Origin of the sequence: Sulfuricystis multivorans (assembly GCF_003966565.1) — a bacterium.
In the GTDB taxonomy this organism is placed as follows: Bacteria; Pseudomonadota; Gammaproteobacteria; order Burkholderiales; family Rhodocyclaceae; genus Sulfuricystis; species Sulfuricystis multivorans.
In genome coordinates, this window is record NZ_AP018718.1 from 568,369 (window position 1) to 594,100 (window position 25,732).

At 63.4% G+C, this 25,732-nt stretch carries 24 protein-coding genes; 22 read left to right on the top strand and 2 right to left on the bottom strand.

All coding sequences use genetic code 11. The annotated features are described in order from the left end of the window. Positions 1–5: 5 nt before the first annotated feature. Together EL335_RS02780 and EL335_RS02785 are read right to left on the bottom strand one after the other, a co-directional pair. Entirely contained in the window at positions 6–578 is a 573-nt protein-coding gene (locus EL335_RS02780; RefSeq protein ID WP_126444141.1) for an HNH endonuclease, read from the bottom strand. Positions 579–790: 212 nt separating this feature from the next. Next, positions 791–1,318, bottom strand: coding sequence for an NUDIX hydrolase (locus EL335_RS02785; protein WP_126447633.1), 528 nt, complete (start codon positions 1,316–1,318; stop codon positions 791–793). A 100-nt stretch (positions 1,319–1,418) separates the two neighbouring features. On the opposite strand from EL335_RS02785, the gene EL335_RS02790 reads away from it, so the two are divergent. The 22 genes from EL335_RS02790 to EL335_RS02895 all read left to right on the top strand — a co-directional run bounded on the left by EL335_RS02790 (position 1,419) and on the right by EL335_RS02895 (position 25,732). After that, positions 1,419–2,555, top strand: a complete 1,137-nt coding sequence (locus EL335_RS02790) for a GGDEF domain-containing response regulator (RefSeq protein ID WP_126444142.1) — start codon at positions 1,419–1,421, stop codon at positions 2,553–2,555. Positions 2,556–2,766: 211 nt separating this feature from the next. After that, positions 2,767–3,084, top strand: a complete 318-nt coding sequence (gene flhD, locus EL335_RS02795; protein WP_126444143.1) for a flagellar transcriptional regulator FlhD — start codon at positions 2,767–2,769, stop codon at positions 3,082–3,084. Between the two features lie 37 nt (positions 3,085–3,121). Continuing rightward, positions 3,122–3,676 carry a flagellar transcriptional regulator FlhC gene (gene flhC / locus EL335_RS02800; RefSeq protein WP_126444144.1) on the top strand — a complete coding sequence of 185 codons (555 nt, stop codon included), beginning with the start codon at positions 3,122–3,124 and terminating at the stop codon, positions 3,674–3,676. Between the two features lie 162 nt (positions 3,677–3,838). Next, positions 3,839–4,696, top strand: a complete 858-nt coding sequence (motA, locus tag EL335_RS02805; protein ID WP_126444145.1) for a flagellar motor stator protein MotA — start codon at positions 3,839–3,841, stop codon at positions 4,694–4,696. A 49-nt stretch (positions 4,697–4,745) separates the two neighbouring features. Continuing rightward, the gene (gene motB / locus EL335_RS02810; RefSeq protein WP_126444146.1) at positions 4,746–5,672 is read left to right on the top strand and encodes a flagellar motor protein MotB; all 927 of its coding nucleotides are present in this window, start codon (positions 4,746–4,748) and stop codon (positions 5,670–5,672) included. 62 nt (positions 5,673–5,734) lie between these two features. Continuing rightward, positions 5,735–6,955 carry a methyl-accepting chemotaxis protein gene (locus EL335_RS02815; RefSeq protein ID WP_126444147.1) on the top strand — a complete coding sequence of 407 codons (1,221 nt, stop codon included), beginning with the start codon at positions 5,735–5,737 and terminating at the stop codon, positions 6,953–6,955. A 276-nt stretch (positions 6,956–7,231) separates the two neighbouring features. Then, positions 7,232–8,200, top strand: a complete 969-nt coding sequence (locus tag EL335_RS02820; protein ID WP_126444148.1) for a chemotaxis protein — start codon at positions 7,232–7,234, stop codon at positions 8,198–8,200. A gap of 12 nt (positions 8,201–8,212) precedes the next feature. Beyond that, positions 8,213–9,154: a chemotaxis protein gene (locus EL335_RS02825; RefSeq protein ID WP_126444149.1), complete on the top strand. Its 942-nt coding sequence runs from the start codon at positions 8,213–8,215 to the stop codon at positions 9,152–9,154. Between the two features lie 35 nt (positions 9,155–9,189). Then, positions 9,190–9,585 carry a chemotaxis response regulator CheY gene (gene cheY, locus EL335_RS02830; protein WP_126444150.1) on the top strand — a complete coding sequence of 132 codons (396 nt, stop codon included), beginning with the start codon at positions 9,190–9,192 and terminating at the stop codon, positions 9,583–9,585. Between the two features lie 3 nt (positions 9,586–9,588). Further along, entirely contained in the window at positions 9,589–10,413 is an 825-nt protein-coding gene (gene cheZ, locus EL335_RS02835) for a protein phosphatase CheZ (RefSeq protein WP_126444151.1), read from the top strand. Positions 10,414–10,435: 22 nt separating this feature from the next. After that, positions 10,436–12,340 carry a chemotaxis protein CheA gene (locus tag EL335_RS02840; RefSeq protein ID WP_284155417.1) on the top strand — a complete coding sequence of 635 codons (1,905 nt, stop codon included), beginning with the start codon at positions 10,436–10,438 and terminating at the stop codon, positions 12,338–12,340. Between the two features lie 164 nt (positions 12,341–12,504). Next, positions 12,505–16,485 (top strand): right-handed parallel beta-helix repeat-containing protein, encoded by a 3,981-nt coding sequence (locus EL335_RS02845; RefSeq protein ID WP_172600008.1) that lies wholly within the window; start codon positions 12,505–12,507, stop codon positions 16,483–16,485. A gap of 3 nt (positions 16,486–16,488) precedes the next feature. Continuing rightward, the gene (locus EL335_RS02850; RefSeq protein WP_126447637.1) at positions 16,489–16,938 is read left to right on the top strand and encodes a pilus assembly FimT family protein; all 450 of its coding nucleotides are present in this window, start codon (positions 16,489–16,491) and stop codon (positions 16,936–16,938) included. Continuing rightward, a complete protein-coding gene (locus tag EL335_RS02855) occupies positions 16,928–17,449 on the top strand; it encodes a type IV pilus modification PilV family protein (RefSeq protein WP_126444153.1) in 522 nt (173 codons plus the stop codon). The genes EL335_RS02850 and EL335_RS02855 overlap by 11 nt, the downstream gene beginning before the upstream one ends. Continuing rightward, entirely contained in the window at positions 17,446–18,258 is an 813-nt protein-coding gene (locus EL335_RS02860) for a type II secretion system protein (RefSeq protein WP_126444154.1), read from the top strand. Before EL335_RS02855 ends, EL335_RS02860 begins: the two co-directional genes overlap by 4 nt. Beyond that, the gene (locus EL335_RS02865) at positions 18,255–18,683 is read left to right on the top strand and encodes a pilus assembly PilX N-terminal domain-containing protein (RefSeq protein WP_126444155.1); all 429 of its coding nucleotides are present in this window, start codon (positions 18,255–18,257) and stop codon (positions 18,681–18,683) included. The genes EL335_RS02860 and EL335_RS02865 overlap by 4 nt, the downstream gene beginning before the upstream one ends. Before the next feature lie 119 nt (positions 18,684–18,802). After that, positions 18,803–19,957 carry a flagellar biosynthesis protein FlhB gene (gene flhB, locus EL335_RS02870; RefSeq protein WP_126444156.1) on the top strand — a complete coding sequence of 385 codons (1,155 nt, stop codon included), beginning with the start codon at positions 18,803–18,805 and terminating at the stop codon, positions 19,955–19,957. Positions 19,958–19,995: 38 nt separating this feature from the next. Further along, positions 19,996–22,059, top strand: a complete 2,064-nt coding sequence (gene flhA / locus EL335_RS02875; protein WP_284155483.1) for a flagellar biosynthesis protein FlhA — start codon at positions 19,996–19,998, stop codon at positions 22,057–22,059. A gap of 18 nt (positions 22,060–22,077) precedes the next feature. Beyond that, positions 22,078–23,835 (top strand): flagellar biosynthesis GTPase FlhF, encoded by a 1,758-nt coding sequence (gene flhF / locus EL335_RS02880; protein ID WP_126444158.1) that lies wholly within the window; start codon positions 22,078–22,080, stop codon positions 23,833–23,835. Then, the gene (locus tag EL335_RS02885) at positions 23,828–24,181 is read left to right on the top strand and encodes a P-loop NTPase family protein (RefSeq protein WP_126444159.1); all 354 of its coding nucleotides are present in this window, start codon (positions 23,828–23,830) and stop codon (positions 24,179–24,181) included. The genes flhF and EL335_RS02885 overlap by 8 nt, the downstream gene beginning before the upstream one ends. Before the next feature lie 29 nt (positions 24,182–24,210). Further along, the gene (locus EL335_RS02890; RefSeq protein ID WP_126447639.1) at positions 24,211–24,999 is read left to right on the top strand and encodes an RNA polymerase sigma factor FliA; all 789 of its coding nucleotides are present in this window, start codon (positions 24,211–24,213) and stop codon (positions 24,997–24,999) included. Next, complete coding sequence (locus tag EL335_RS02895) at positions 24,992–25,732, top strand: flagellar motor protein (RefSeq protein ID WP_126444160.1); 741 nt, start codon at positions 24,992–24,994, stop codon at positions 25,730–25,732. Before EL335_RS02890 ends, EL335_RS02895 begins: the two co-directional genes overlap by 8 nt.

Genomic DNA, 25,732 nt, shown 5'->3' on the forward strand with positions numbered 1-25,732 from the left:
CCGAATCAAAGCCTGATCCGGCTCTGGCTGGAGACGTGCTGGGCCAGAAAATCCATCTGGTCGGCGAGGATGTTGCGGTTCGAGAGGATCAGCCACTCGGCTTTGTTCGGCACATAGGGGGCGTAGAGCAGCTGCATGCCAGCCTGTTCCGGCGTACGGCCGCTTTTGCGCTGGTTGCAGGAACGGCAGGCGGTGACGACGTTCATCCAGGTGTCGCGCCCTCCCTGGGAAACCGGGACGATGTGGTCGCGCGTGAGTTTCGTGCTGGGAAGAGAGTTGCCGCAGTAAGCGCAGATGTGGCGGTCGCGATGGAACAGCTCGCGATTGTCGAGCGGTGGCACCTGTTGGAACTGGCGCCCCGAGAGCGCCCGCCCCTTGATCGCGATGATGCTGCTGAAGCGGATTTCCGAACGTTTGCCGGTAAGCCGGTTGAAGCCGCCGCGAATCACGAAGCTGTGCTCGCCGATCGCCCAGGCCACCAGATTCTTCGCGTAATAAAAGCACGCATGCTGCCATGTCACCCAGCGATGGGGGACGCCATAGGGGTCCAGCGTGAGGATCAGCGGATAGGCGCTCATGAACTTACGATGTTGCCGCGATACCTTTCAGACCATTGTGACAGGCTCAAGTTTATTCCAGTCGGCGGAAAAGGCTGACAAAAGCGTCCTGCTGCCAAGACAGGCGCTGCTGCTGTCGCAGGCGAGCGAGGCGCGGCGGGTGCGCCAGAACCCGCAGGCCGCGCGCCGCGCCTTGCCATCCGGCTGCTCGCGACGGCCTTTTCACGCTTCCTTTACGCGATCGATTCGACGTGCAGGCCGAAGCTGCCCTGGCGACGGTCGGCGAAAAAATGCCGCAGCGTCATCGCGATGGTGCGGAAGGCGACGTCGTCCCACGGCACCTGGGCTTCCTCGAACAGCGCGACTTCAAGGGTTTCACTACCGGGGGCGAAGTCGAGGTCGATGAGGCGGGCGCGGAAGATTGCATGCACCTGGCTGATGTGCGGCACCGAGATCATCGTATAAAGAGGCCCGAGCTCGACGTGCGCACAGGCTTCCTCGCGGGTTTCGCGTAGGGCCGCGGCGGCGAGCGTTTCCTCGTTCTCCATGAAGCCGGCCGGGAGGGTCCAATAGCCGTGACGCGGTTCGATCGCGCGCCGACATAGCAGGATGCGATCTTCCCAGACGGGCAGGGTGCCGACCACGAGACGTGGGTTGCGGTAGTGAATCGCGCCGCAGTTCGTGCAGACATGGCGCGGCAGGGAATCGCCGGGCGGAATGCGCACGCTGGTCGGCGCGCCGCAGGTGCAGCAGTAATTGATGGCTGGCTCCATAGTGGGTGATTTTAGCGTCTGATCGAAGAATAGACCTTTGGCCCAGGTGCTATAAATCTCCGATCGTCATGCTTCATCCATCTTTCGCATGTCATCCGTTACCGTGATCGAATCTCCAGTGCGCGCACGGCGCTCTGTCCATCCTCCTGGGCAGCGCGAGCGCATGCGACTGGCTACGCTGTTCAAGGCCGCGATGCAGGAGATCGCCGATCCAGCGACTCTTTCGGCCGCTGCGGCCGAAAGCGACCCGTTTGCTGCGGCAGACGAAGATCGGCTCCGTATCCTGATCGTCGATCAAGACAGCCAGTCACGGGAGAATCTCATCGTAGCCCTGGAAGGGAGGGGGCACCGTGTGCATTGGGCCGGTGACGGCCGGGCAGGATTTCTGATGGCGCTGCAGGTACGCCCGCACATTTTGATCACCGAATGGGACATGGCGGGTATGCGCGGTATCGGCATGATCCGCGCTTTGCGGGAAACCAGATTCGGTCGCGGCATCTATGTCCTGATCACGACCGAGCAGGAAAGCGAGGAAAAACTCGTCGCTGCCTTTGCCGCTGGTGCCGACGATTTCCTCGCCAAGCCGTTGAATCTGCGCGTCATGGAGGCCCGTCTGCGGGCGGCCGAGCGGGTCGTGCGTCTCCAGCGCGAAGTCGAGCGCGACCGGGACGAAATCCGACGCTATGCCGACGAACTGGCCGAGGCGAACCGGCGGCTACGCGAGGCGGCGCTCACCGACGTGCTGACGGGACTGCCCAACCGGCGCTACGCGATCGAGTTCTTCGGCCACGAATGGCAGGTGGCCAGCCGTAGTGGTCGCCCCCTCGTGGCGATGCTGATCGACGTGGATCATTTCAAGGAAATCAACGACAGTCACGGCCATGCCGGCGGCGACGTGGTGCTCAAGGAGATCGCCGCAGCCATCAAGCGTGGCCTGCGGGCGCAGGACGTGGTCTGCCGCACCGGCGGCGACGAATTCACGGTGATCTGCCCAGACACCGATCTGGCGGCCGGGCTCACCTGCGCCGAGCGGGTGCGCAAGTCTGTCGCGGGCTTACGCTTTGCATTCGGCGGGCGCTGTCAGCGCGGCAGCGTCAGTATCGGTGTGGCGGTACGCGATGCCAGTACCGGCGATATCGAAGCCCTGATCCAGTGCGCCGACGCAGGGGCTTATCTGGCCAAGCAGCGCGGGAGAAATTGCGTCGCGAGCGTGCAGGCGGCTTGAAAATCTCATTGAAATACATGAGGTAAAGTCAGTTTTGTAATGTTTTTTCTTACAAGCTTTTCCCATCCCATTCTTACAAAAGGATGGTTTTTTCATTGATTTTCTTCTTGCAATGCAGTCGAGAGAATGGCATGACTGCCAGACGGGTATGCGCGCATCTGACATCTCGGGGCGCATTTCCGGGATTGGCGGCAACGCAAGGAGAGAAAAGATGAAAGTGACCGACACCTACAATGACATCAAGGAGGTCAATCTCGCCTATCTGATGCTGGCCCAGAACATGATCCGCGCCGACCGTGAGGCGGCAGTGTTCCGGCTGGGCATCAGTGAGGAGATTGCCGACATCCTGGAAGCACTCACGCCGGGGCAGATCTTGAAGATGGCCAGCTCCGACATGCTGTTGATGAGTTTCCGTTTCGACGATTCCCTGTTGCTCGATCTGTTGGCGAACCACGAGCGCGAGCGCGGCGTCGGCCACATCCATGCCGCCATCCTCGCCGCCGGCAAGCCCGTCGAGACCGCGGCCTGATAAGTCGGTCGCAATCCTTCTTCAGGGAGGTCGTTCCATGCGCAACAAATCCGTGATCTCGGAGGCGAGGGATATTCGCCTGGCGATCGAACTCATCGAGCTAGGTGCTCGCTTGCAGCTCTTGGAAGCCGAAACCAACCTTTCCCGCGAACGCCTGCTCAAGCTCTACAAGGAAGTGCGCGGCGTCTCGCCGCCGAAGGGCATGCTGCCATTTTCGACCGACTGGTTCATGACTTGGCAGCCGAACGTGCATGCCTCGCTGTTCATGGCCTATTACAACTTCCTCGATCGCCACACGAAACTGGCGGGGATCGAGCGCATCATCAAGGCCTACCGGCTCTATCTGGAACAGACCCAGCGCTGCGGCATGGAGGGCGTACTGTCGCTGACGCGTGCCTGGACGATGGTGCGCTTCTTCGATGCCGGCATGCTGCAGATGACGCGCTGCAAGAGTTGCGGCGGCGAATTCGTCGCTCATGCCCACGACCCTCAGCACGATTATGTCTGCGGCCTGTGTCACATGCCGGCGCGCGCCGGTAAGACCCGTCGGGTGGCCGAAACCACGGAAGCGAAGGGCGTGGCCGCGGCTTGAGGCGGTTTCTTCTCCTTGTCCGTGCGGGGCGCCCATTCCGCTGAAAAGGGAGGGCGCCCCGCGCGTTTTTGCGTGACGACGACCGGAGGAAGCCGTTATCATGCGCGGCAAAGCGAAACGCGCTGGCCCATGAGTCGGCGCTGACGAAGAACGGGGATCCTCATGTTATTGCTCGTCGGCTATGTCATCGTTCTGGCGGCCTCCGTCGGCACCTATGCGGTGCACGGCAGCCTGGGCGCCCTGTGGGTGCCGCTCGAATATCTCGCCATCATCGGACTGACCATCGGTTATCTGGTCGCCTCGAACGGGCCGCGCTCATTGAAGGCGGTGCTCGGGGCGATTCCCTCGGTGCTCAAGGGGACGCCCTACAACAAGGCGTTGTACATGGATCTCCTGGCGCTGTTGTTCGAGATCCTCAGCAAGGTACGCAAGGAGGGGCTGATGTCGATCGAGGGCGACGTCGAGAATCCCGAGGCCAGTCCGATCTTTTCGAAATATCCGTCGGTGATGAAGGATCACCACGTGGTCGAGTTCATTACCGACTATCTGCGCATGATGGTCGGCGGCAACCTGAACGCCTTCGAGATCGAGAACCTGATGGACATAGAGATCGAGACCCATCATGCTGAAGCGCATTTCCCGGCACACATGATGCAATCGACCGCCGGTGCGATTCCCGCGATGGGTATCGTCGTCGCGGTGATGGGCGTGGTCAACGTGATGGGCTCGGTTGGCGCGCCGCCGGCGGTGCTCGGCAAGATGATCGGCGGCGCGCTGGTCGGTACCTTCCTCGGCATCCTGCTCTCCTATGGTTTCGTCGAGCCGATCGCCAACCAGCTCAACCGCCAGGTCGAAGAAGGCAGCAAGATCTATCACGTCATCAAGGCAGTGCTGCTCGCCAGCATGAACGGTTACGCGCCGCAGGTGGCGATCGAATTCGGCCGCAAGGTGCTCTTCTCCGCCGATCGGCCGAGCTTTGCCGAGCTCGAGGAAGACTTGAAGAACCGGAAAGGCAAGTGATGGTCGCCGGGGTGCCGTCTTGTCAGCGCCGAGTTTCGGATGAACCGCAATGAGTGACGATTCGCAACAACCCATCGTCGTCAAACGCGTAAAGAAAGGCGGCGCGGGCGGGCATGGTGGCGCCTGGAAGATCGCCTACGCCGACTTCGTGACGGCGATGATGGCCTTCTTCCTGCTGATGTGGCTGCTCGGCTCGACTACCAAAGGCGATCTGAAGGGCATCGCCGATTTTTTCCAGACGCCGTTGAAAGTCGCGCTGTTTGGTGGTTCCGGTTCCGGCGATTCTTCTTCGGTGATCCAAGGTGGCGGCGAGGATCTGACGCGCACCCACGGCCAGGTGAAAAAGGGCGAGATCGTGTCGCCGGCCAAGAAGATCAATCTGCAGGCGCTGAAAGCCGATTTCGAACGGCTGGAGCGCGAACGGCTGGAAGCGCTCAAGAGCGATCTCGAGAAACTCATCGAGGCGAGCCCTTCACTCAGGCAGTTCAAGAACCAGCTCTTGCTCGACATCACGACCGAGGGCTTGCGCATCCAGATCGTCGATGAGCAGAACCGGCCGATGTTCGATTCGGCGAGCTCCGAGCTCAAGCCCTATACGCGCCAGATCCTGCGCGAGATCGGGCCGCTGCTCAACCGCGTCGAAAACCGCATTTCGCTCGCCGGCCATACCGATGCCACACCCTATGCAGGCGGCGATCGTGGCTTCGGCAACTGGGAGTTGTCGACCAACCGCGCCAACGCGTCGCGCCGCGAGATGGTCGCGGCCGGCCTAGACGACCAAAAGGTGCTGCGTGTGGTCGGATTTGCCTCGACAGTGCCGTTCGACAAGGAACATCCCACCGCGGCGATCAACCGGCGCATCAGCATCGTGGTCCTGAACAAGCGCACCGAGGAGGCGATCTTGAGCGACGGGCGCGAAGTGCCGGTCGAGGCGGTGGTGGGCGAAGCGGCGGCCCTGCCGGCGGCCGGCCAGTGAAGTCGGATGTCGGCCACTGCGGGACGGCAGCGGCCGATCGCAAACGGAGGAGGACAGGGGAAATGACGCTTCGGCAACGCATCTATGGAGTGTTGGCGGTCCTGGTCGGCGTGACGCTGCTGGCCAACGGCTATTCTTTTGGGATGTTCGTGCGGCTCGCCGATCAGGCCGGGCAGGCCAACCCGCAGCTCCTTGCCGAGGCGCAGGCGATGCGCAACGGCATGATCGCCGTCATCGTCGTCGCTTCGGCGATAGGGCTGGGCGCTTTCGTGCATTTGGCGCGGCTCATGCTCGGCTTCCTCGGCGGCGAACCGCAGCAGGTGGCCGGCATCGTCAAGAGTATCGCCGCTGGTGATTTGACGACCCGCATCGATCTTGCATCCGATGACCAGGGAAGTCTTCTGGCGGCAATTGCCGGGATGCGCAAGAGTCTGGCCGAGATGGCCGGGCATCTGACGGCGACGGCTGGGCGCTTGCATGGCGCGGCAAGCGAGCTTGCCGGCGTTGCCACAGAGATGCAAAACAGCGCCCACGACGAGAGTGCCGCGGCAGAAGACACGACTGCGGCACTGTCTCGGCTGACGGCAGGAATCGCCGACATCGCTGCTCAGGCAGCCGAGGTCGAGCGTCTCGCGGCGGCGAGTGTCGAGCGTACCCAAGCCGGCAATGAGAGCCTCTCGCGCATGATCGGCGAATTGACCCAGGCCGAAGGCGCGGTGAGCGAAATGACCGAGACCGCGCGCGAGTTCATCGCCAGCGCCGCCTCGATTTCCGGTATGACGCGCGAGGTGCGCGACATCGCCGACCAGACCAATCTATTGGCCCTGAACGCGGCGATCGAAGCAGCACGTGCCGGGGAACAGGGGCGAGGGTTCGCCGTCGTCGCCGACGAGGTGCGCCGCCTGGCGGAAAAATCTGCCGCCACGGCGAGCGAAATCGATACCGTGACGCACAACCTCGAACGACTGGCCGCCAAGGTGCGCGAGACGCTCGAAAACGGCCTCGCCGCGCTGGCTACTTCCCAGGAATGTCTCGAAACCGTGGCGATGAGCCTCGGCGAGGTCAACGCTTCGGTAGGCGAGACGACTGCCGGCATGGGCCGCATCAACGCGGCGGTAGAGGTTCAGAGCCGGGCCAGCAGGGAGATCAGCGAGAACGTCGAAAGGATCGCCCGGCTGGCCAAGGCGGGGGATGCCAGCACCGGCAGGATGGCCGAAGCCGCGCGCCAGCTCGAAAGCCTGGCCGTCGAACTCGAGGCGAGCCTGCATCGTTTCAAGGTTTAACCCAGATTGTCCATTGGAACACGAGCGGGTTTCGAAGGCGAGGGCGAGCCAGATTTGCGTCCCCGCGACGATGCCGCCCGCAGCCCGGAAGCCGCCGTGTAGGGCGATGAAATGACCGTATCGAATGCTCATGGCGCATCAGCCCGCTCTCAATGGATAATCTGGGTTTAAGTGCAGAGAAACGCGTAATATCTCGGGCTGAAATTGCCGCCAGCCAAGGCGTTCGCCGGTAAACTTGCCGATGCCTTCGGTAGTGCTTGCGTTGAGAGGCCGAACATGTCCGAATTGCTGAAGAACATCGATGCCCGCACCCGTCTGGCGGGCACCAACAAGCTGGAAATCCTGCTGTTTTCGTTGGGCAGAGATCAGCGCACCGGCCGCACCGAGACCTTCGGCATCAACGTCTTCAAAGTGCGCGAGGTGATGAAGACGCCGCCGATCACTGCCGCGCCCGACATGCCCAAGGCCGTCAAGGGGATGGTCAGTCTGCGCGGCATCCTGGTGCCGGTGGTCGATCTCTCCGAATTCATCGGCATGCAGACCGAAACGCCGCGCGAGATCATGATCGTCACCGAATACAACGGCCACACCCAGGGTTTTCTGGTCGAGTCGGTGGATACCATCCTGCGGCTGGACTGGTCGAAGATGCGCGTGCCGCCCGAAATGCTCACCGCCCACATGGGTGGTCTGGTCACCGCCGTCACCGAGCTACAAGATGGCCGGCTGGTGATGCTGCTCGATGTCGAACGTGTTCTTTCGGAGACCGCCAAGTACGAAGACGAAACCGTCTATTCCCAGATCAAGCCGCTCGGCAAGGAAGGACTCACCGTCGTCTATGCGGACGATTCGTCGGTGGCGCGCAGCCAGATCGAGCGCACCCTGGCGGCGCTCGGCATCCGCGGCATCGCCGCGATGAATGGTTTGCAGGCGTGGCAGGAGCTGCAGAAACTCGCCGACTATGCCGAGGCGACCGGCCGGGAGACCAAGGATGTGGTGCAGCTGGTGCTCACCGATGTCGAGATGCCCGAGATGGACGGCTACATCCTCACCAAGAACATCAAGGCCGACGCCCGTTTCGCCGGCATTCCAGTGGTGATGCATTCGTCGTTGTCGTCGAGCTCGAACGAGCAGCTCGGTCGCTCGGTGGGCGTCGATGAGTATGTGCCGAAATTCGAGGCGCAGCGGCTGGCCGAAACCCTCAGCCGGCGGCTCCTCGGCAATCAGGCAGTCGCCCAGGCCGCCTGAAGGAGTAAAGGAATGAGCCAGACATCCCTGATCGAAAGCGTCGATGCGCGCACCCAACTGGCGGGCTCGAACCGCATGGAGATCCTGCTCTTCTCGCTCGGCACGCACGAGACCTTCGGCATCAACGTGTTCAAGGTGCGCGAAGTCAGCAAGACGCCGGAAATCACCAAGACGCCGCACATGCCGCCGGGCGTCGAAGGTTTGATCAGCCTGCGCGGCAACGTCATTCCGGTGCTGTCGCTGGCCAAGGTGATGCAGCTGGCCGATGCACCGAGCGGGCTCGGTGCCTCGATGATGGTCACCGAATACAGCAAGCGCACGCTCGGCTTTCTCGTCACCGATGTCGATCGCATCATCCGCGTCGACTGGGACAAGGTGCGCGCGCCCGAATCGGTCACCAGCGGTGGGCATCAGTACATCACGGCGATCACCGAGCTCGACAATGGCCGGTTGGTGTCGATCGTCGATGTCGAGCAGATCATGGCCGATACTTTCGGCGAGGTGATGGTCGGACAGGTCGACCGTCTCAGTGACGCAGAGAATTACAGCGTGTTCTTCGTCGATGATTCGGCCATCGCGCGCAAGAAGATCATCGAAGTGCTCGACCGCATGGGCGTGCACCACAAGCATGCGCAAAACGGCAGGGAGGCCTGGACGCGGCTTTCCGGCATGGCGGCCCACGCGCAGCAGGCGGGCCACGATCTGAAGGATGAAATCAACCTGATCCTCGTCGATGCCGAAATGCCGGAGATGGATGGCTATGTGCTCACCAAGCACATCAAGTCGGACAAACGCTTCGCTGGCATTCCGGTCGTGATGCACTCCTCGCTGTCATCGGAAGCCAACCGCGCGATGGGCAAGGCGGTCGGCGTCGATGCCTATGTCGCGAAGTTCGATTCCGAGGCGCTCGCCGATACCCTGCGTCCCCTGCTGCTCAAGTCGCGGAGCGGCTGACCGTAAATCATCAGGTTCCCCGGAGAATTGTTTTCATGCCTGCAGATCCAAGCAAAATCAAGTTTCTCGTCGTCGATGATTTTTCGACGATGCGCCGCATCGTCAGAAATCTCCTCAAGGAGCTGGGCTTCACCAACGTCGAGGAAGCCGAGGATGGCGCGGTGGCCTGGCAGAAGCTGCAAGGCGGCGGCTTCGATTTCGTCGTCACCGACTGGAACATGCCGAACATGGACGGCCTGACCTTGTTGCAAACGATCCGCAGCAATCCGGCGACGAAAGCGTTGCCGGTGCTGATGATCACCGCCGAGGCGAAAAAGGAAAACATCATTGCCGCGGCCCAGGCCGGCGCCTCAGGCTATATCGTCAAGCCTTTCACGGCGGCGACGCTGAACGAGAAGCTGACGAAGATTTTCGAGAAGCTGGGCTGGTAAGCAATGGCCAAACCGATCAAATTTGACGAATCCGGCGATTCGGCCGATCTGCAGGCGCTGTTCGACAGCATCGCCGCCAGCGCGGTGCCCCAGGCCGCGGTAGTCCGCGAGCCGGACGCTTCCGGTGATTCAGATGAACTGCAGGCGCTGTTCGACAGCGTCGCCGCACAGGTCGAGGCAGCGACGTCCGCGTCAGACGCAGGCGCGTCGGAAGCCGCGCCCGAAGGCGAAGCCGTTTTCAACCGCATTGGCCATCTCGCCCGCAAGCTGCATGATTCGCTGCGCGAGCTGGGGCTCGACAAGGCCCTGGAAGACACCGCACGGCAGATTCCAGACGCACAGGGACGCTTGCACTACATCGCGCAGATGACCGAGCAGGCGGCGTCTAAAGTGCTCAATGCCTGCGACATTGCCAAGCCGGCCCAGGACGAGCTCGCTACCGTGATCAAGGCGCTGGGCGGACGCTGGGAAAAAATGTTCGCCAACCAGCTCTCGGTCGAGGAATTCAAGCAGCTGGCCGCCGATACGCGCAGCTTCTTCACCGCCGCGCCGGCGCGGATCGCGCTGGTCAATGCCCAGCTCAACGAGATCATGCTGGCGCAGGATTTCCAGGATCTGACCGGGCAGGTGATCAAGAAAGTCTTGGACATCGTGCAAAATGTCGAGGCTCAGCTGCTGCAACTGCTGATCGAGACGATGCCGGCAGAAAAACGCGCGGCGGCGCCGGAAGGGCTGATGAATGGTCCGGTGATCGGCGCCGAGGGTTGCAGCGACGTGGTGACCAGCCAACAGCAGGTGGATGATTTGCTCGAAAGCCTGGGTTTCTAGGCGACGGGAATAGGGGAAAGAGATGAGCGATTTTGCCGGCATGGAAGACCTGTTGCAGGATTTCCTGGTCGAGGCCGCCGACCTGCTCTCCGGGGTCGACAACAAGCTCGTCGAGCTCGAAAAGAACCCGCAGGACGTCGGTTTGCTGAACGACATCTTCCGCGGCTTCCATACCATCAAGGGTGGCGCGGGTTTCCTGAATGCCACCGAGCTCGTGACGCTGTGCCATCTCACCGAAAACCTGTTCGACAAGCTCAGGAACGGCGAGATGACGGTCAGCAAGGAGATCATGGACGTGATCCTCGCCGCCACCGCGGCGGTACGCGAGATGTTCCATCAGCTCGAAGGCGGCGTCCAGCCTTCCCCGGCCGATCCGGTGCTGCTCGCCGATCTGAAGGCGGCCTTGGCCGGGGAGCTCGACAAGGCCACCGCGGCGATTCAGACGCCAACGCCTGTTGCGGCAAGTGGGGCGCCTGCCGTCGGCCCCGAGTGGGAGAAACTCTTCGGCGCCATTGCGGGTGCTACACAAGCTCCCGCGCCAGCTGCCGTTTCTCCAGCGCCGGCTTCTGCGCCGCCTGCCACTGCCGTGCCCGACGTGACGCAGCAAACGCCCGAACAGATCATCCAGCATGCGCTCGGTCGGCGCGCGAGCGACAAACCTGGCGCGATGAGCGTCCCGGTCGGCCGCCGTGCCGACGAGAAGGCGCGCGATACCACGATCCGGGTCGATACGGCGCGGCTCGATCAGGTGCTCAACCTCTCCGGCGAGATCGGCCTGACCAAGAACCGCTTAAGCGCCCTGCGCAGCGACATCCTCAATGGGCGCAGCGATACGGATACCCTGCATGCGCTCGACCAGACGGTGAGCCAGCTGGACCTGCTGGTCTCCGATCTTCAGAACGCGGTGATGAAGACGCGCATGCAGCCGATCGGTCGGCTGTTCCAGAAGTATCCGCGCATCGCCCGCGATCTGGCTAGGAACCTCGGCAAGGACGTCGAACTGGTGCTCGCCGGCGAAGAGACCGAGATCGACAAGACGATGATCGAGGATCTCTCCGATCCGATCATCCATCTGATCCGCAATGCCGTCGATCACGGCGTCGAGAGCCCTGAGGAGCGCCGCGCCGCCGGCAAGCCGGATAAGTCGGAAGTACGTCTCGAAGCGCGCCAGGAAGGCGATCACATCGTGCTGATCGTCGCCGACGATGGGCGGGGCATGAACGCCGAGCGGCTGCGCGCCAAGGCGCTCGAGAAAGGCCTCATCACCGATGAGGAGGCGAATACGATGGACGAGCGCCAGAGCCTCGCGCTCGTCTTCCTGCCGGGCTTTTCGACCAAGGACGTCGCTTCAGACGTCTCCGGACGCGGCGTCGGCATGGACGTGGTGAAAACCAACATCCAGAAGCTCAACGGCAGCATCGACATCCGTTCCGAGCCGGGCAAGGGCACCACGTTCATCATTTCGCTGCCGCTGACTTTGGCGATCCTGCCGGTATTGCTCGTGCAGCTGGGCGAGCAGCCTTTCGCGGTGCCGCTGTCGATGGTGCGCGAGATCCTGCCGATCCGCATCGACGAGGTGCAGGAAGTTGGCGGCCGGGCGACGATGGTGGTGCGCGGCGAGGTGATGCCGATCTACCCGATCGCCCATCTGCTCGGCTGGGCGCCGGAGCGGGTGCCGCAATACGGCGTGCTGATGCAGACGACCGAGCAGTCGTTCATCCTCGCCATCGACGGCTTCATGGGCCGCGAGGATGCGGTGATCAAATCGCTCGAAGGCTTCCGACCAAAAGGCGTGGCCGGTGTCACGACGCTCTCCAACGGCCAGATCGTGCTGATTCTCGACATGAAGGAACTGCTCGCCGACTTGGGCAGCCACCGCGGCGTGCCGCGCTCCGCGCTGATTCCGCCGGAGCGCGCGGCGGCGTAAGGCCGATGACACGCGGTGCCGTCCCGCCAGCGCCGACTATTCGAAGCGAGTCGGCGCCCGGCGGGACGTCTCATTTTCCGCCAGCGCCGACTTTCCGAAGCGAGTCGGCGTCCGGCGGGGTGTCGCTGCTTTGCCGGTGTCGTCTGACAAGGCACCAGAAACCGATGAAACAGCGGATATTGCGTTTTGGCCGGGGACTTCTGCGACTTGCCTTCGTGTCTGCGCTGCTTGGCCAGGCTTCCTCTGCAGCTGCTGCGACCCTCTGGGTCGGTGGGTGTGGGCCGGGGGCAAATTACGCTACGATCCAGGCCGCCGTGAATGCCGCAGCCAACGGCGATACCATCGAAATCTGCGCCGGCACTTACAACGAGGTCGTCACCGTGCCGACGGAACGGGATGGTTTGACGATCGAAAGCGCGACCGGAAACCGCCCCGACGTTACGATCTGGCACGACAATGCGACGCTGATTCTCAAGGGGAGCAATCTTACGCTGCGGCATTTGACCATTCGCAGCAACAATGGGCGCGGCATCGTACGTGGCTGGACGGCCACGCCCAGCGCGCACCGGTTCGAGAATCTCGACATTCGCGCCAAAGAAGAAGCGATCTATGTCGATACCTCGACCAAGATCACGGTCAAGGACGTGAAGGCGTCGAGTAGCAACAACCGCGGAATCTTCATTTTCAACGCTACGGATGGCGCGCATGAATTCGAAAACATCGAAGTCGATGCCAGGGATGAGGCGATGTATGTCTACTATGGCGGCGTGTCGTACAAGAACATCAAGGCGACGAGCCAGAATCAGAGGGCGATTTTTCTGCATGCCTATTACGATGTGCGATTCGAGAACGTCATGGCCAAATCGCAAAACGGTGATGGTATCCACCTCGATTGGTCTCCGAATCGCCGAAATGTCGAATTCGTCGATGTCGAGAGTGAGGCCAAGGGCAGAGCGATCTGGGTCTATACGGCCATGGCCGTCAAGATGACGCGTGTCACGGCCAAAAGTATGAACTCGGATGCGATACGTCTCGAATCGACTGCGCTGGGGCCACATGAGTTCGACACGATTACCGTGAGCGGCAGCGGAGGGGGGAAGTGGGGGATTTATTCCTATACCGGCGGGTCTCGTTTCGAGAATATCAATATCAATGGCACAGGGGGAGGAATCTTTCTGCGCGCTCATTACCCGGTGACATTTTCGAAGATCGATATCACCGCCACGCAAGGGAGGGGTATCGAGACCGACTGGGCGCCCTCCCGCCAGCCGCTGTCTTTTTCCGACGTCGTCATCCATTCCAAGCAGCGCGGATTCAGCCTCATGTATGGGGGCAAGGTGACGATGAAAAACGTCACGGTCGAAAATGAATCTGAAGAGGCGATCATTCTCTATGGGGGAGTCGTTGGGGCGCATGAATTCGAGAAGGTCAAGGCGGTGAGCAAAAGCAACGAGGCCCTCAGGACGGATGCGGGCGGCGTGTCGTTCAAAGACCTCGATTTGTACAGCAAATCACATTCAGCCTTGTACTTCGAGCCAGCCACGGCTAGTCCACCGATGGTGTTCGAGAACGTCAAAGCGCGCGCGGATAACGGCAGGGGTATTGTCGGAAATTGGGGGGCGGCATATGCGCCACCCAGTATCGTGATGCGGCGGCTCGACGTCAAAAGCCAGGGTATCGCGACCGATATCGCTCAGTCGGCGGCCGTGACGATCGAGGATTCGACGATCGAAAGCGTCAATGACCATGCCATCCACTTGGGATACGACGCTGTGGGTGCACATGTGTTGCGCAATGTGACCTTATTTGCCGGGAAGAACGGTGTGGAAATGGAATCCGGGCTTGGTCGGTGGAGTTCGACGAGCCCGCTCATCGATCGGGTATGTGTCAAACGTGGCCAAGACGGCATCCATCTGAAGAACTGGAATACGCGGCGCGTGCGTATCCAGAACTCCCGTTTCGACACGACCGCTTATGGTGTCGATATCGAATCCGATTGGGCGGCGCCAGCAAACGTGACGGGAAGCTGTTTCATGAAAAACACTACGCCTCGAGCGAAAAGCAATTCGCTGCAGCATCGCTTCGATGGCAATTACTGGAACGGCGTGCCCGGGGGCAGCGTCTATAGCGATGGCAAAGTGAGGGACAATGCGACATTGGGTAGTTGCCCGGTGAACGACTGCAGTCTCACGCCGGCGGGTCTGCACCATTTGCGCATCGAAACGGGTGGCACCGGCGTGACCTGCCAGCGCGAAGCAGTCAGCTTCAAGGCCTGCGCCGATGCGAGCTGCTCGGCGCTTTATACCGGTGGTGATGCGACGATCGATCTCGCGCCGGCGGGTCAGTGGTATGCCACCGCGAGCGGCGGCGGCGCGCTGGCCAATCCGCAGACGATCCCCGCTTCAGGCCAACTGACGCTTTACCTGCAACAGACGACGGCGGCGACGGTTTCGGTCATTGCGACTCCTGCTGGCGGTCCGGCGCCAACGGGTACACCGCCGGTGACGTGCAATGGGGATACCGCTGCAGCGCCTTGTGCGATCACTTTCATCGATGGCGGGCTGATCTTCACGGCCTCGAACCCTGGTGGCGAAGCGACGATTCCGTCGCAGGTGGCTGGCGTGCCTTTTTCGTATTACCTGCGCGCGGTGAAGAGCGACAAGACCACCGGCGCCTGCCAGGCCGCCGTGCAGGGCAGCCGCAGCGTCGTTTTCGGCGTGAGTTGTCTCGATCCGGCGACCTGCGCGACAGGCGGACCCTATCTCCAGGTCAATGGCGGCGGGCCGACGCAGACGCTGACCTTCGACGTCAATGGCTACACGACTTCGGCGGTGCAGTTCAACTATCTCGATGTCGGCAGAATCCAGCTGACTGCCTCGACCACCTCGTCGACCGGGGGGGGGCTTGCTGGCAGCAGCAATCCTTTCGTCGTCAAGCCCCACCATTTCGAGCTGGCGAACATCGTCTGCGCGGATGGAACAAGCAATCCTGCCGCCAACGATGCCACAGGCGCCAAGTTTTGCCGCGCGGGCGAGGATTTCAAGGTCGAGGTCTCGGCAAGGAGCGCGACGAATGGCGTGACCCCGAGTTTCGGCAAGGAAAGCGCTCCTGAATCGGTGAAACTGACCCACACGCTGATCGATTCCGGCGCGGGCAACAATCCGGTGCCAAACGGCAGCTTTGGCCCATTCGGCACGAAATGCGGTGGCGCTGCGGCCAACGGCTTCGCTTGCGGAACCTTTGTTTGGGATGAAGTCGGCATCATCAAACTGATGCCCTCGATCAAGGACGGGGATTATCTCGGCGCCGGCGATGCCAGCGGCAATGAGAGCGGCAATATCGGCAGGTTCTATCCACATCATTTCGAGACCCAGGTGACGAATGCCTGCGGCAGTTTCACCTACTCCGGCCAGCCGTTCCCACTGACCGTGACGGCGAAGAATCTCGGCGGCGGCACGACGCAAAACTACGCCGGGCCTTTTGCGAAGACCGTGACCCTTTTCGATGCCAATGGCACGGCAGGCGCCTTCAGCCCCGCGAGCCTGGCGGCGGGAGATTTCTTGGCAGGTGAGGCCGACAAGACCACGCCGCCGAGCGTGAAATTCAGCTTTGCCGCCAAACCCGCCGCGCCGGCGACGCTCAAGGTGCGCGCGACGGATACCGACGGCGTCACGTCGAGCGGCCACACCGAAGGCACGACGCCGATCCGATCCGGCCGGCTGCGGCTCGTCAATTATTACGGTTCCGAATTGCTCAAGCCGCGTGTCGAATATCGCGTCGAGTATTGGGACGGCAACCGCTGGGCGGTGAATGCAGCCGATACCTGCACCAGCTTCGCTGCGGCGAACATCGCCACCGGCGGGCTGGCCGGGCCGAGCGTCGGGGCATTGTCCGGCGGCATCGGCTTCATCACCTTCAACACCGCGCCGGCCGGCAGCTACGACATCGCGGCGAACCTCAACGCCGCGGGCAGCGATACTTCGTGCAATGCCGCCCACGGCGGTACTGCGGCGAACCAGACCTGGTTGCAAGGGCACTGGTCGGCTGCTTGCGGCGGCATCCCGCCCTGGCAGCAGGACCCGAACGCGCGCGTGCGTCTGGGCTCGCCGAAGGCGCCCTACATCTATCTGCGCGAGCGTTACTGAACGATGGCACGGCGCGGCTTCACGCTCGTCGAGCTGGTGGTGACGATGATCATCATCGGCATCCTCGCCTTTGTTGCCTTGCCGCGCCTTGAGCTGCTGCGCGGCTGGGACGAGATCGGCTACCGCGACAAGCTGCGCGCGACGCTCGAATATGCGCGCAAGGCGGCGGTGGCGCAGCGTCGTCTGGTGCGCGTGAGCATCGTCAATAGCGGCCTTTCGGTCGATGTACAGGCGCAGACGCCGGAAGGGGAGGGTGCTGCCGGCTGGCTGCCGCTCACCCTGCCCGGTTCGGGGGCAAATGGTTTTGCGGCGCCAGCAGGCGTCACATTGACGCCGGCGAACGATACCGTGATCTTCGATGCACTCGGCCGACCCGATGCCGGCAAAGCGTACGTCGTTTCCGGGGGCGCGGGCACCGTCACGCTTGAAGCGGAAACCGGCTATGTCCATTGAGCGCAGCCAGCGCGGCCTTTCGCTCATCGAGCTGATCGTCGCCATCGTCATCATCGGCGTCGCGCTGGCCGGGGTGCTCTCCGTGCTGAACCAGACCGTGCGTCATTCCGCCGATCCGCTGATCCGCAAGCAGGCACTGGCGATCGCCGAGGCGCTGCTCGAAGAGGTGAGTCTGCAGCCTTTCACCTGGTGCGACCCCGACGATGCGAACGCGGCGACGGCGACCGGTTATGCAAGTTGCACGGTGGCCGAGAACAACCTGGCTCCGGAAGCCGGCGAGGTGCGGGGCGCCTTCGACAACGTGAATGATTACAACGGGCTGGCGACCACCACCAACATCAGCGGCACTGGCGCCGCCGCCTACACGGCGAATGTGAGCGTCGCGCAGGCCGGCCTCAACGGCATTGCCGCCGATGCCGCGCTGTTGATCACGGTGACGGTGACGGCAGGCGGCGAGACGATCGAGCTGCAAGGCTATCGCACCCGTTACGCACCGAATGGTCTGCCATGAAACGCCAGCACGCCTTCACCCTCGTCGAGATGATCGTCGTGCTCGTGATCACCGGCATCGTCGCCGCCGCCGTCGCGGTATTCATCCGTTCCCCGGTCGAAGGCTATGTCGATGCGGTGCGCCGCGCGGAGCTCACCGATGCCGCCGACATCGCGCTGCGGCGCATCGCACGCGAGGTGCGTCTGGCGCTGCCGAACAGTGTGCGCGTGATGAGCTCGGGCGGCGTGAATTACCTCGAATTCATCATCACGCAAAGTGGCGGCCGCTACCGCGATCCGACCGACGGCTCTAGCGGGGGCAATTTCTTGAGCTTCACCAACCCGGCGGCGACGAGCTTCGATGTGCTCGGTCAGCTGCCGCAAATGGCGGTGGGGGATTTCATCGTCGTCTATAACCTCGGCGTGCCGGGGGCGGATGCCTACGCGGGCAACAATCGCGCGCAGGTTGCCGGGATCGCCGGCAACACGGTGACACTCGCGGCCAATCCTTTCGCCACCCAGTCGCCGCCGCTGCCCTCTCCCGGCGCGCGCTTCCAGGTCGTGCCGGGCAACCTGCGCGCGGTCACCTATGCCTGCCCGCAAGCCCTGCCCGGCAATCTGACACGCCACTGGAACTATGGCTTCAATGCCGCCCAGGCGGTGCCCGCCGGCGGCAACACGGCGTTGTTGGCGCAAAACGCGCGCTGCGAAGTCGAATACCAGGCCAATGCGACCGGGCGCAATGGCCTGCTCTATATCCGCCTCACGCTGACCGCCGGTGGCGAGAGTGTCGCGCTGTTCAACCAGATCCACGTGGATAACACGCCATGAAGATCCCGCCACGGAAACCGGATGGCTTCGCGATCGTCTCGGCGATCTTCATCCTCGTCGTGCTGGCGGTGCTTGGCGCCTTCATCCTCAACATCTCGGCGCAACAGCAGATCGGTTCGGCGCTCGACGTGCAGGGCACGCGTGCTTATCAGGCGGCCCGCGCCGGCATCGAATGGGGGCTGTATCAGCAACTGCAGGGCGGCGTGGCCTGCCCGGCGGGCAGTTTCAATCCGCCGGCGGCAACGCTTTCCGAATTCACCGTCAGCGTGACTTGCGTCGCGACGGCCGATCCGGGCGGCCACGGCGGGCCGACGGTGCGCGTGCTGACCGCCACCGCCTGCAACCAGCCGAATGCCGGTGACTGCCCGAATACGGTCGATCCGGGTTCGCACTACGTCGAGCGGCGCATTCAGGTCACCTTCTGAAACCCGGCGCTGGCGAGACGACACCCGACAGCAGGAAAGACCCTGCAATCCCCTTTTATTCGCCGGTTGGCGCACTGTTACGGCGGCAATAATTGCCGCCATGACGGGAAGAACCATCCATGGCTGAAGAGAGCGATCTCGAAAAGACCGAACCACCCTCCGGGCGACGTCTCGACAAGGCACGCGAGGAAGGGCAGGTCCCGCAGTCGCGCGAGCTGACCGCGTTTCTCGTCATGGCCGCGGGGGCTGGAGCCTTGTGGGGACTTTCCGGCTGGTTCGTGCGCCGCGGCGAGGAGGTCATGCGGATGGGGTTGGCGCTCGACCGCCGCGCCGCCTTCGATGATCACGCGCTCGGTCAGAGCCTGATGGCGATGGGTTCGGAGGCGCTCACGACCCTGGCGCCGTTCTTCCTTGCCACGCTGATCGCCGCGCTGCTCTCGCCGGTGCTGCTGACCGGCGGCTGGGTGTTCTCGCCGAAGGCGCTGACGTTTCGGCCCGAGCGGCTCGATCCGCTCAAGGGTCTCGGGCGGATGTTTTCCTGGCACAGCGTCGCCGAGCTGGTCAAGGGCGTGTTGAAGGCGCTGCTGTTGGGTGGCATCGTCTGGTGGGTGGTCGCCAACGAGCGTGACAACCTGTTCGCGCTGCTGGGACTGCCGATCGAGACCGCGCTGCCGTCGTTCGGCCGCATGATTCTGTATGCCTTCGTCGGCTTCGTCGCAGGTCTGGCGGTGGTCGCGCTGATCGACGTGCCGTTCCAGCTCTGGCGTTACTACACCGGCCTGAAGATGACCAAGGAAGAGCTCAAGCAGGAACTCAAGGAGCTCGAGGGCGATCCGCAGCTCAAGGCGCGTATCAGGAGCCAGCAGCGCGAGATGGCGCGGCGGCGCATGATGGCCGAGGTGCCGAAGGCCGACGTCGTGGTGACCAACCCGACGCACTTCGCCGTCGCGCTCAAATACGACGGCGCGCAGATGGGCGCGCCGCAGGTGGTGGCCAAGGGCATGAACCTCGTCGCGCAGAAGATCCGCGAGCTGGCCGAAGAACATCAGGTGCCGGTGCTCGAACTGCCGCCGCTGGCGCGGGCGCTCTATCGCCACGTCGAGATCGGCGAAGCCGTGCCGGCGGCGCTCTATACCGCGGTGGCCGAGGTGATGGCCTATGTCTATCAGCTGAATGCCTTCCTCGCGCAAGGCGCGGCGCACGGCCTCGTGCCGCCGACGCCGCCTGCAATGGTCAGCGTGCCGCCCAGCCTCGATCCTGGAGTGGCTGACTGATGGCGACCCAAGCCCAAACCCAGGCACTGAGCTGGCGGATGCTGGTGCGGCCGGAGAATCTCAAGGCGCTCGCGGCGCCTGTGCTGATCATCCTGATCCTGTCGATGATGGTGCTGCCGCTGCCGCCATTCATGCTCGACGTGTTTTTCACCTTCAACATCGCTTTGTCGGTGATGGTGATGCTGGTCGCGCTTTACACCTTGAGGCCGCTCGACTTCTCGGTCTTTCCCACCGTGCTGTTGGTGACGACGCTTTTGCGTTTGAGCCTGAATGTCGCCTCGACGCGCATCGTGCTGCTCCACGGCCATACCGGGCCGGATGCCGCCGGCAAGGTGATCGAGGCCTTCGGCCACTTTCTGGTCGGCGGCAACTACACGGTCGGCATCGTCGTCTTCATCATCCTGACGGTGATCAACTTCGTCGTCATCACCAAGGGCGCCGGGCGTATCGCCGAAGTCTCGGCGCGCTTCACGCTCGATGCGATGCCCGGCAAGCAGATGGCGATCGACGCCGATCTGAACGCCGGCTTGATCGGCGAAGAAGAAGCGCGCCGGCGCCGCAAGGAGATCGCCCAGGAAGCCGACTTCTATGGGTCGATGGATGGTGCCTCGAAGTTCGTGCGCGGCGATGCGATCGCCGGCATTCTGATCCTCTTGATCAACATCGTCGGCGGCTTGATCGTCGGCATGATCCAGCATGACATGCCCGCCGGGCAGGCGGCGAAGACCTACACCCTGCTGACCATCGGCGACGGCCTGGTCGCGCAGATTCCGGCGTTGATCATCTCGGTCGCTGCCGGTCTGGTGGTCTCGCGCGTCAATGACGAAAAGGATCTCACCACCTCGTTCATGGGGCAGCTCTTTGGCCGGCCGATCGTGATGGGGCTTGCCGCCGGCATCCTCGGCGTGCTCGGGGTGATCCCGGGCATGCCGAACTTGGTCTTCCTGCTGCTCGGCAGCGTGCTGGGCACACTGGCTTGGTACAAGCAGAAAATGCTGCGCGCGCGTGAGGCCGCGGCCGCCGCCGCGCCCGCCGCGGCACCGGCGGCCGACGAAGCGGCGGAGGCGAGCTGGGAAGACGTCGCGCCCGTCGATGTGCTCGGCCTGGAAGTCGGCTACCGGCTGATCCCGCTGGTCGATCGAGCCCAGAACGGCGAGCTGCTCAAGCGCATCCGTGGCCTGCGTAAGAAGTTCGCCCAGGAGGTCGGTTTCCTGCCCGCGCCGGTGCATATCCGCGACAACCTCGAGCTCAAGCCCAATGGCTATCGAATCACCCTGAAGGGCGTCGAAATCGGTGCCGGAGAAGCCTTCCCCGGCATGTCTCTGGCGATCAATCCGGGGCAGGTCAGCGGCACCCTGCCCGGCACGCCGACGCAGGATCCCGCCTTCGGTCTGCCGGCGGTCTGGATCGATGCGGGTTTGCGCGACCAGGCGCATCTGATGGGCTATACGGTCGTCGATGCCGGCACGGTGATCGCCACCCACCTCAACCATCTGATCATGTCCCACGCCGCCGAGCTGTTGGGCCGTCAAGAGACCCAGGCGCTGCTCGATCACATCGCCAAGGAGACGCCCAAGCTGGTCGAAGACCTGGTGCCCAAGCTGCTGCCGCTGGCCACGGTGCAGCGCGTGTTGCAGAACCTGCTCGAAGAAGGCGTCAACATCCGCGACATGCGCACGATCATCGAGGTGCTCGCCGCGCAGGGGGCGCGCAGTCAGGACCCGGTCGAGCTGACCGCGCAGGTGCGCATCGCGCTCGGCCGCGCGATCGTGCAGCAGATCTTCGGCAATGCAAGCGAGCTTTCGGTGATCGCGCTCGAACCGGGGCTCGAACGCTTGCTCGGCCAGGCCATGACCGGCGGTGCAGACGGGGCCGGCATCGAGCCGGGGCTGGCCGATGCATTGCTGCACGAGACGCAGGCCGCAGCGCAGAAGCAGGAGGCGATGGGGCTACCGCCGGTGCTGCTGGTATCGAGCCACTTGCGCTGGCTGCTGGCGCGCTTCCTGCGGCGCGCCTGGCCGACGCTGAAAGTGCTCGCCAACAACGAGATTCCGGAAACGAAGACGATCAAGGTGACCTCGGTCGTCGGCATCAAGAGCTGATAGAAAAAAGGAACGATCATGACGGTGAGACGCTTCTTCGGAGAAACCGCGCGCGAGGCGCTGCGCAAGGTCAAGGCGGCGCTGGGGCCGGAGGCGATCGTGATCTCGAACAAGGCGGTGCCCGGCGGCGTCGAAATCATGGCGATGTCGGCCGACAGCCTCGCGGCACTGCAGGCGGAAAGCGCGCCGTCCGCTCCATCGGCCTTAGCGTCCAAGGCTTCTGCGACGGCAAGCGCAGCGCTCGAGCCGCGCGCGCGGGGGGGTGCCGTCCCGCCAGCGCCGACTTTCCGAAGTGAGTCGGCGCCCGGCGGGACGTCCAGCATTCCGCCAGCGCCGACTTTCCGAAGTGAGTCGGCGCCCGGCGGGACGTCCAGCATTCCGCCAGCGCCGACTTTTCGAAGTGAGTCGGCGCCCGGCGGGACGTCCAATTCTCCGCCAGCGTCGAGTTTGGTCACCGATCCCTCGCCCGTCATTTGCACGCCGGCGCAGGTCAGCGAAACGACGGGGCGCAAGGATGCTGCAACGACGGATGAGGACGAGGGCGACGACTACACGGTCATGCTCTCGGCGAAGGCGCGCGCGCCGCACGCCGTGCATGCCTGGCAACCCTGGCAGCCGCCACGCCACGAAACGCTTGCGGCGGCGCCGGCCGAAAGGCCGAAGCTTCGCCCCCTGCCGCCGCGCCAGCGTGCGCCAGAGGGAATGCCCGCCGAAGAAGAGCAAGTCGCCGCCGCGCTGGCCCAGGCGAGCGCAACGGCCGGCGCTCAGAACGGCGCTGCCACCAGTGCCGGCGGTACGCTGCCTGGCGGCGATCAGCAGGTCCAGCAGCTGATGGACGAAATGCGCGCGATCAAATCCTTGCTTGAACGCCAGCTCGCCGGCTTCGCCTGGGGCGACTTGACGCGCCATGCGCCGGTGCGTGCGCAACTGCTGGGCGAAATGCTCGAAGCCGGCTTTTCCGGCGAGCTCGCGCGCCGTCTGGTCGAGGAGCTGCCCGACAGTCTGGACGTCTCGGAAGGGCGTAAATGGCTGAGCGCCGCGGTCAACCGGCGGCTACGCACCTTGTCCAGCGACAACGATCTGATCGACCAGGGCGGCGTGTTCGCGCTGGTCGGCCCGACCGGCGTCGGCAAGACGACGACGACGGCGAAGCTCGCCGCGCGTTGCGTGGTGCGCTACGGCGCCGACAAGCTGGCGCTGCTCACCACCGACGGCTACCGGATCGGCGCCCATGAGCAACTGCGCATCTATGGCCGCATCCTCGGCGTGCCGGTGCATGTGGTGCGCGACAGCGAAGACCTGCGCCGCATGCTCGCCGAGCTTACCGGCAAGCACATGGTGCTCATCGATACCGTCGGCATGAGCCAGCGCGACCGCATGGTCGCCGAGCAGGCGGCGATGCTGATGCGTGCCGGCGACGTCAAGCGCCTGTTGCTGCTCAATGCCACCAGCCGCGGCGATACGCTCGACGACGTGATCAAGAGCTATGCCGGCGAGGACATTGCCGGTTGCATCCTCTCGAAGGTGGATGAGGCGGCGGCGCTGGCGCCGGCGCTCGATGCCGTGGTGCGCCACGGCCTGCTGCTCACCTACATCGCCAACGGCCAGCGCGTGCCGGAGGATCTGCATCTGCCCAACCGCACCTATCTGCTGCACCGTGCCTTCAAGCTGCCGCCGCCGGGCTCGGTGCATCGGCTGCGCAACGACGAGTTCGGGCTGATCATGCCGACACCGAGCGAAAGCCGCGCTGCCACCCGGGGAGCGGTCCTTGTCTGAGCAGCTGCCGGCACCCGGTCCGGGCGATCAGGCCGAAGGGCTGCGCCGCCTGCTCGGCAGTCAGCCGATCGAGCTGACCGTCGCCGCGTGCGAGACCGAGCTGATCGATGCCTATGCGCGCATCAAGCGCATCGCATACGAGCGCAATTGCCATCACTTCAAAGTCAGCATCAGCCGGGCGCGCTCGGCTGAACAGGCCCGCAACGTGTTCGACAGCCTGCAACGTGTCGCCCGTGAATATCTCGGCGTGCGCCTCGAATACCTCGGCATGGCAAAGAGCGAGGGGACGCCTCCCCTGAGCGCTGCTCGGTCCATTCGCGGCGGGGCCGCCGTGAGGAGTCGATGATATAGTGAAAAGTGTTCATGACGACTTCCTTGTACACAGCGCAGGGCACGCTCGAAAAGGAGCGGCTGATCGATCGCTACGCGCCGTTCGTCAAGCGCATCGCCTGGCATTTGATGGCTAGGCTACCGGCCAGTGTGGATGTCGATGACTTGGTGCAAAACGGCATGCTGGGGCTTCTCGACGCGATCAAGCGCTTCGAGGATGGGATGGGCGCCCAGTTCGAGACCTATGCGATGCAGCGCATCCGCGGCGCGATGCTCGACGGCTTGCGCGAAAACGACTGGCTGCCGCGCACGGTGCGCAGTCAAATGCGCCGCGTCGAAACGGTGCTGCAGAAACTCGAGCATGAAAATGGCCGTCCGCCCAGCGAAAGCGAACTCGCCGCCGCGCTCGGCATGTCGCTGGCCGACTATCAGCACCTGTTGCAGGAAGCGCGCGGCCACCAGATCCTCTATCTCGAGGACCTGGCCGTCGAGAACGAAGATTTCCTCGATCGCCACGAGACCGAAACCGCGCCCGATCCGCTCGCGCTGCTCGAAGAAAGCGATGCGCGAGCCGCGCTCATCGCCGCGATCGAGAAGCTGCCGGAGCGGGAGAGGCTGATGATGGCGCTCTACTACGAACAGGATCTCAATCTGCGCGAGATCGGCGCCGTGATGGGTGTGACCGAATCGCGCGTCTGTCAGCTGCATGCCCAGGCCGTGGCGCGGTTGCGAACCGCGCTGGTCGGTGAGCAGGGAGCAGTCGCGCGCGCGTCCAAACGGCGCGGCCGCAAACCGCGCGCCATTTCCAACCCGTCGAACGGATATCATGGATAAGATCAGCATCGCGGGTCTGGCGCTTGGGCTGGCGGCCATACTGCTTGGCCAAGTGCTCGAAGGCGGGCACATCGGCTCGCTGCTGCAGCCCACCGCGTTCCTCATCGTCATCGGCGGCACGGTCGGTGCGGTGATGCTGCAGAGTCCCTGGCCGGTGTTCATGGCCGGTCTGAAGATGGGTAAATGGATCTTCGTGCCGCCGCCGACGGACGCCAAGCCATTGATCGATCAGATCGTCACCTGGAGCCACATCGCGCGTAAGGAGGGGCTGTTGGCGCTCGAAGCGCAGATTCCGCTGGTGCCCGATCCCTTCATGCAGAAAGGCTTGCAGCACCTCGTCGATGGGGTGGAGCCGGAAAGCCTGCGCGAAGTGCTCGAAGTCGAGATCGGCGCCTATGAAGCGCAGATGAAGCTCGCGGCGAAAATCTGGGAATCGGCCGGCGGCTATGCGCCGACCATCGGCATTCTCGGGGCGGTGATGGGGCTGATCCATGTGATGGAAAACCTCACCGATCCTTCCAAACTCGGCGCCGGCATCGCGGTAGCCTTCGTCGCCACGATCTACGGCGTTGGCTCGGCCAACCTGATCTTCCTGCCGATCGCCAAGAAGCTATTCGCCAACATCGCCCGCCTCGTTAGCTTGCGCGAGATGTTCGTCGATGGCCTGGTCGGCATCGCCAATGGAGACAATCCGCGCATCATCGAAAGCCGTCTCGAGGGCTATGTGGTCTGA

What these genes read in the sequence shown, in the direction of transcription:
- EL335_RS02895 (WP_126444160.1), top strand. Translation starts at nt 24,992, where the DNA reads ATGGATAAGATCAGCATCGCGGGTCTGGCGCTTGGGCTGGCGGCCATA.
- EL335_RS02815 (WP_126444147.1), top strand. Translation starts at nt 5,735, where the DNA reads ATGACGCTTCGGCAACGCATCTATGGAGTGTTGGCGGTCCTGGTCGGC.
- EL335_RS02825 (WP_126444149.1), top strand. Translation starts at nt 8,213, where the DNA reads ATGAGCCAGACATCCCTGATCGAAAGCGTCGATGCGCGCACCCAACTG.
- flhF (WP_126444158.1), top strand. Translation starts at nt 22,078, where the DNA reads ATGACGGTGAGACGCTTCTTCGGAGAAACCGCGCGCGAGGCGCTGCGC.
- EL335_RS02780 (WP_126444141.1), bottom strand. Translation starts at nt 578, where the DNA reads ATGAGCGCCTATCCGCTGATCCTCACGCTGGACCCCTATGGCGTCCCC.
- flhC (WP_126444144.1), top strand. Translation starts at nt 3,122, where the DNA reads ATGCGCAACAAATCCGTGATCTCGGAGGCGAGGGATATTCGCCTGGCG.
- EL335_RS02845 (WP_172600008.1), top strand. Translation starts at nt 12,505, where the DNA reads ATGAAACAGCGGATATTGCGTTTTGGCCGGGGACTTCTGCGACTTGCC.
- cheZ (WP_126444151.1), top strand. Translation starts at nt 9,589, where the DNA reads ATGGCCAAACCGATCAAATTTGACGAATCCGGCGATTCGGCCGATCTG.
- flhA (WP_284155483.1), top strand. Translation starts at nt 19,996, where the DNA reads ATGCTGGTGCGGCCGGAGAATCTCAAGGCGCTCGCGGCGCCTGTGCTG.
- EL335_RS02865 (WP_126444155.1), top strand. Translation starts at nt 18,255, where the DNA reads ATGAAGATCCCGCCACGGAAACCGGATGGCTTCGCGATCGTCTCGGCG.
- motA (WP_126444145.1), top strand. Translation starts at nt 3,839, where the DNA reads ATGTTATTGCTCGTCGGCTATGTCATCGTTCTGGCGGCCTCCGTCGGC.
- EL335_RS02820 (WP_126444148.1), top strand. Translation starts at nt 7,232, where the DNA reads ATGTCCGAATTGCTGAAGAACATCGATGCCCGCACCCGTCTGGCGGGC.
- EL335_RS02840 (WP_284155417.1), top strand. Translation starts at nt 10,436, where the DNA reads ATGAGCGATTTTGCCGGCATGGAAGACCTGTTGCAGGATTTCCTGGTC.
- motB (WP_126444146.1), top strand. Translation starts at nt 4,746, where the DNA reads ATGAGTGACGATTCGCAACAACCCATCGTCGTCAAACGCGTAAAGAAA.
- cheY (WP_126444150.1), top strand. Translation starts at nt 9,190, where the DNA reads ATGCCTGCAGATCCAAGCAAAATCAAGTTTCTCGTCGTCGATGATTTT.
- EL335_RS02850 (WP_126447637.1), top strand. Translation starts at nt 16,489, where the DNA reads ATGGCACGGCGCGGCTTCACGCTCGTCGAGCTGGTGGTGACGATGATC.
- EL335_RS02855 (WP_126444153.1), top strand. Translation starts at nt 16,928, where the DNA reads ATGTCCATTGAGCGCAGCCAGCGCGGCCTTTCGCTCATCGAGCTGATC.
- flhB (WP_126444156.1), top strand. Translation starts at nt 18,803, where the DNA reads ATGGCTGAAGAGAGCGATCTCGAAAAGACCGAACCACCCTCCGGGCGA.
- flhD (WP_126444143.1), top strand. Translation starts at nt 2,767, where the DNA reads ATGAAAGTGACCGACACCTACAATGACATCAAGGAGGTCAATCTCGCC.
- EL335_RS02860 (WP_126444154.1), top strand. Translation starts at nt 17,446, where the DNA reads ATGAAACGCCAGCACGCCTTCACCCTCGTCGAGATGATCGTCGTGCTC.
- EL335_RS02790 (WP_126444142.1), top strand. Translation starts at nt 1,419, where the DNA reads ATGTCATCCGTTACCGTGATCGAATCTCCAGTGCGCGCACGGCGCTCT.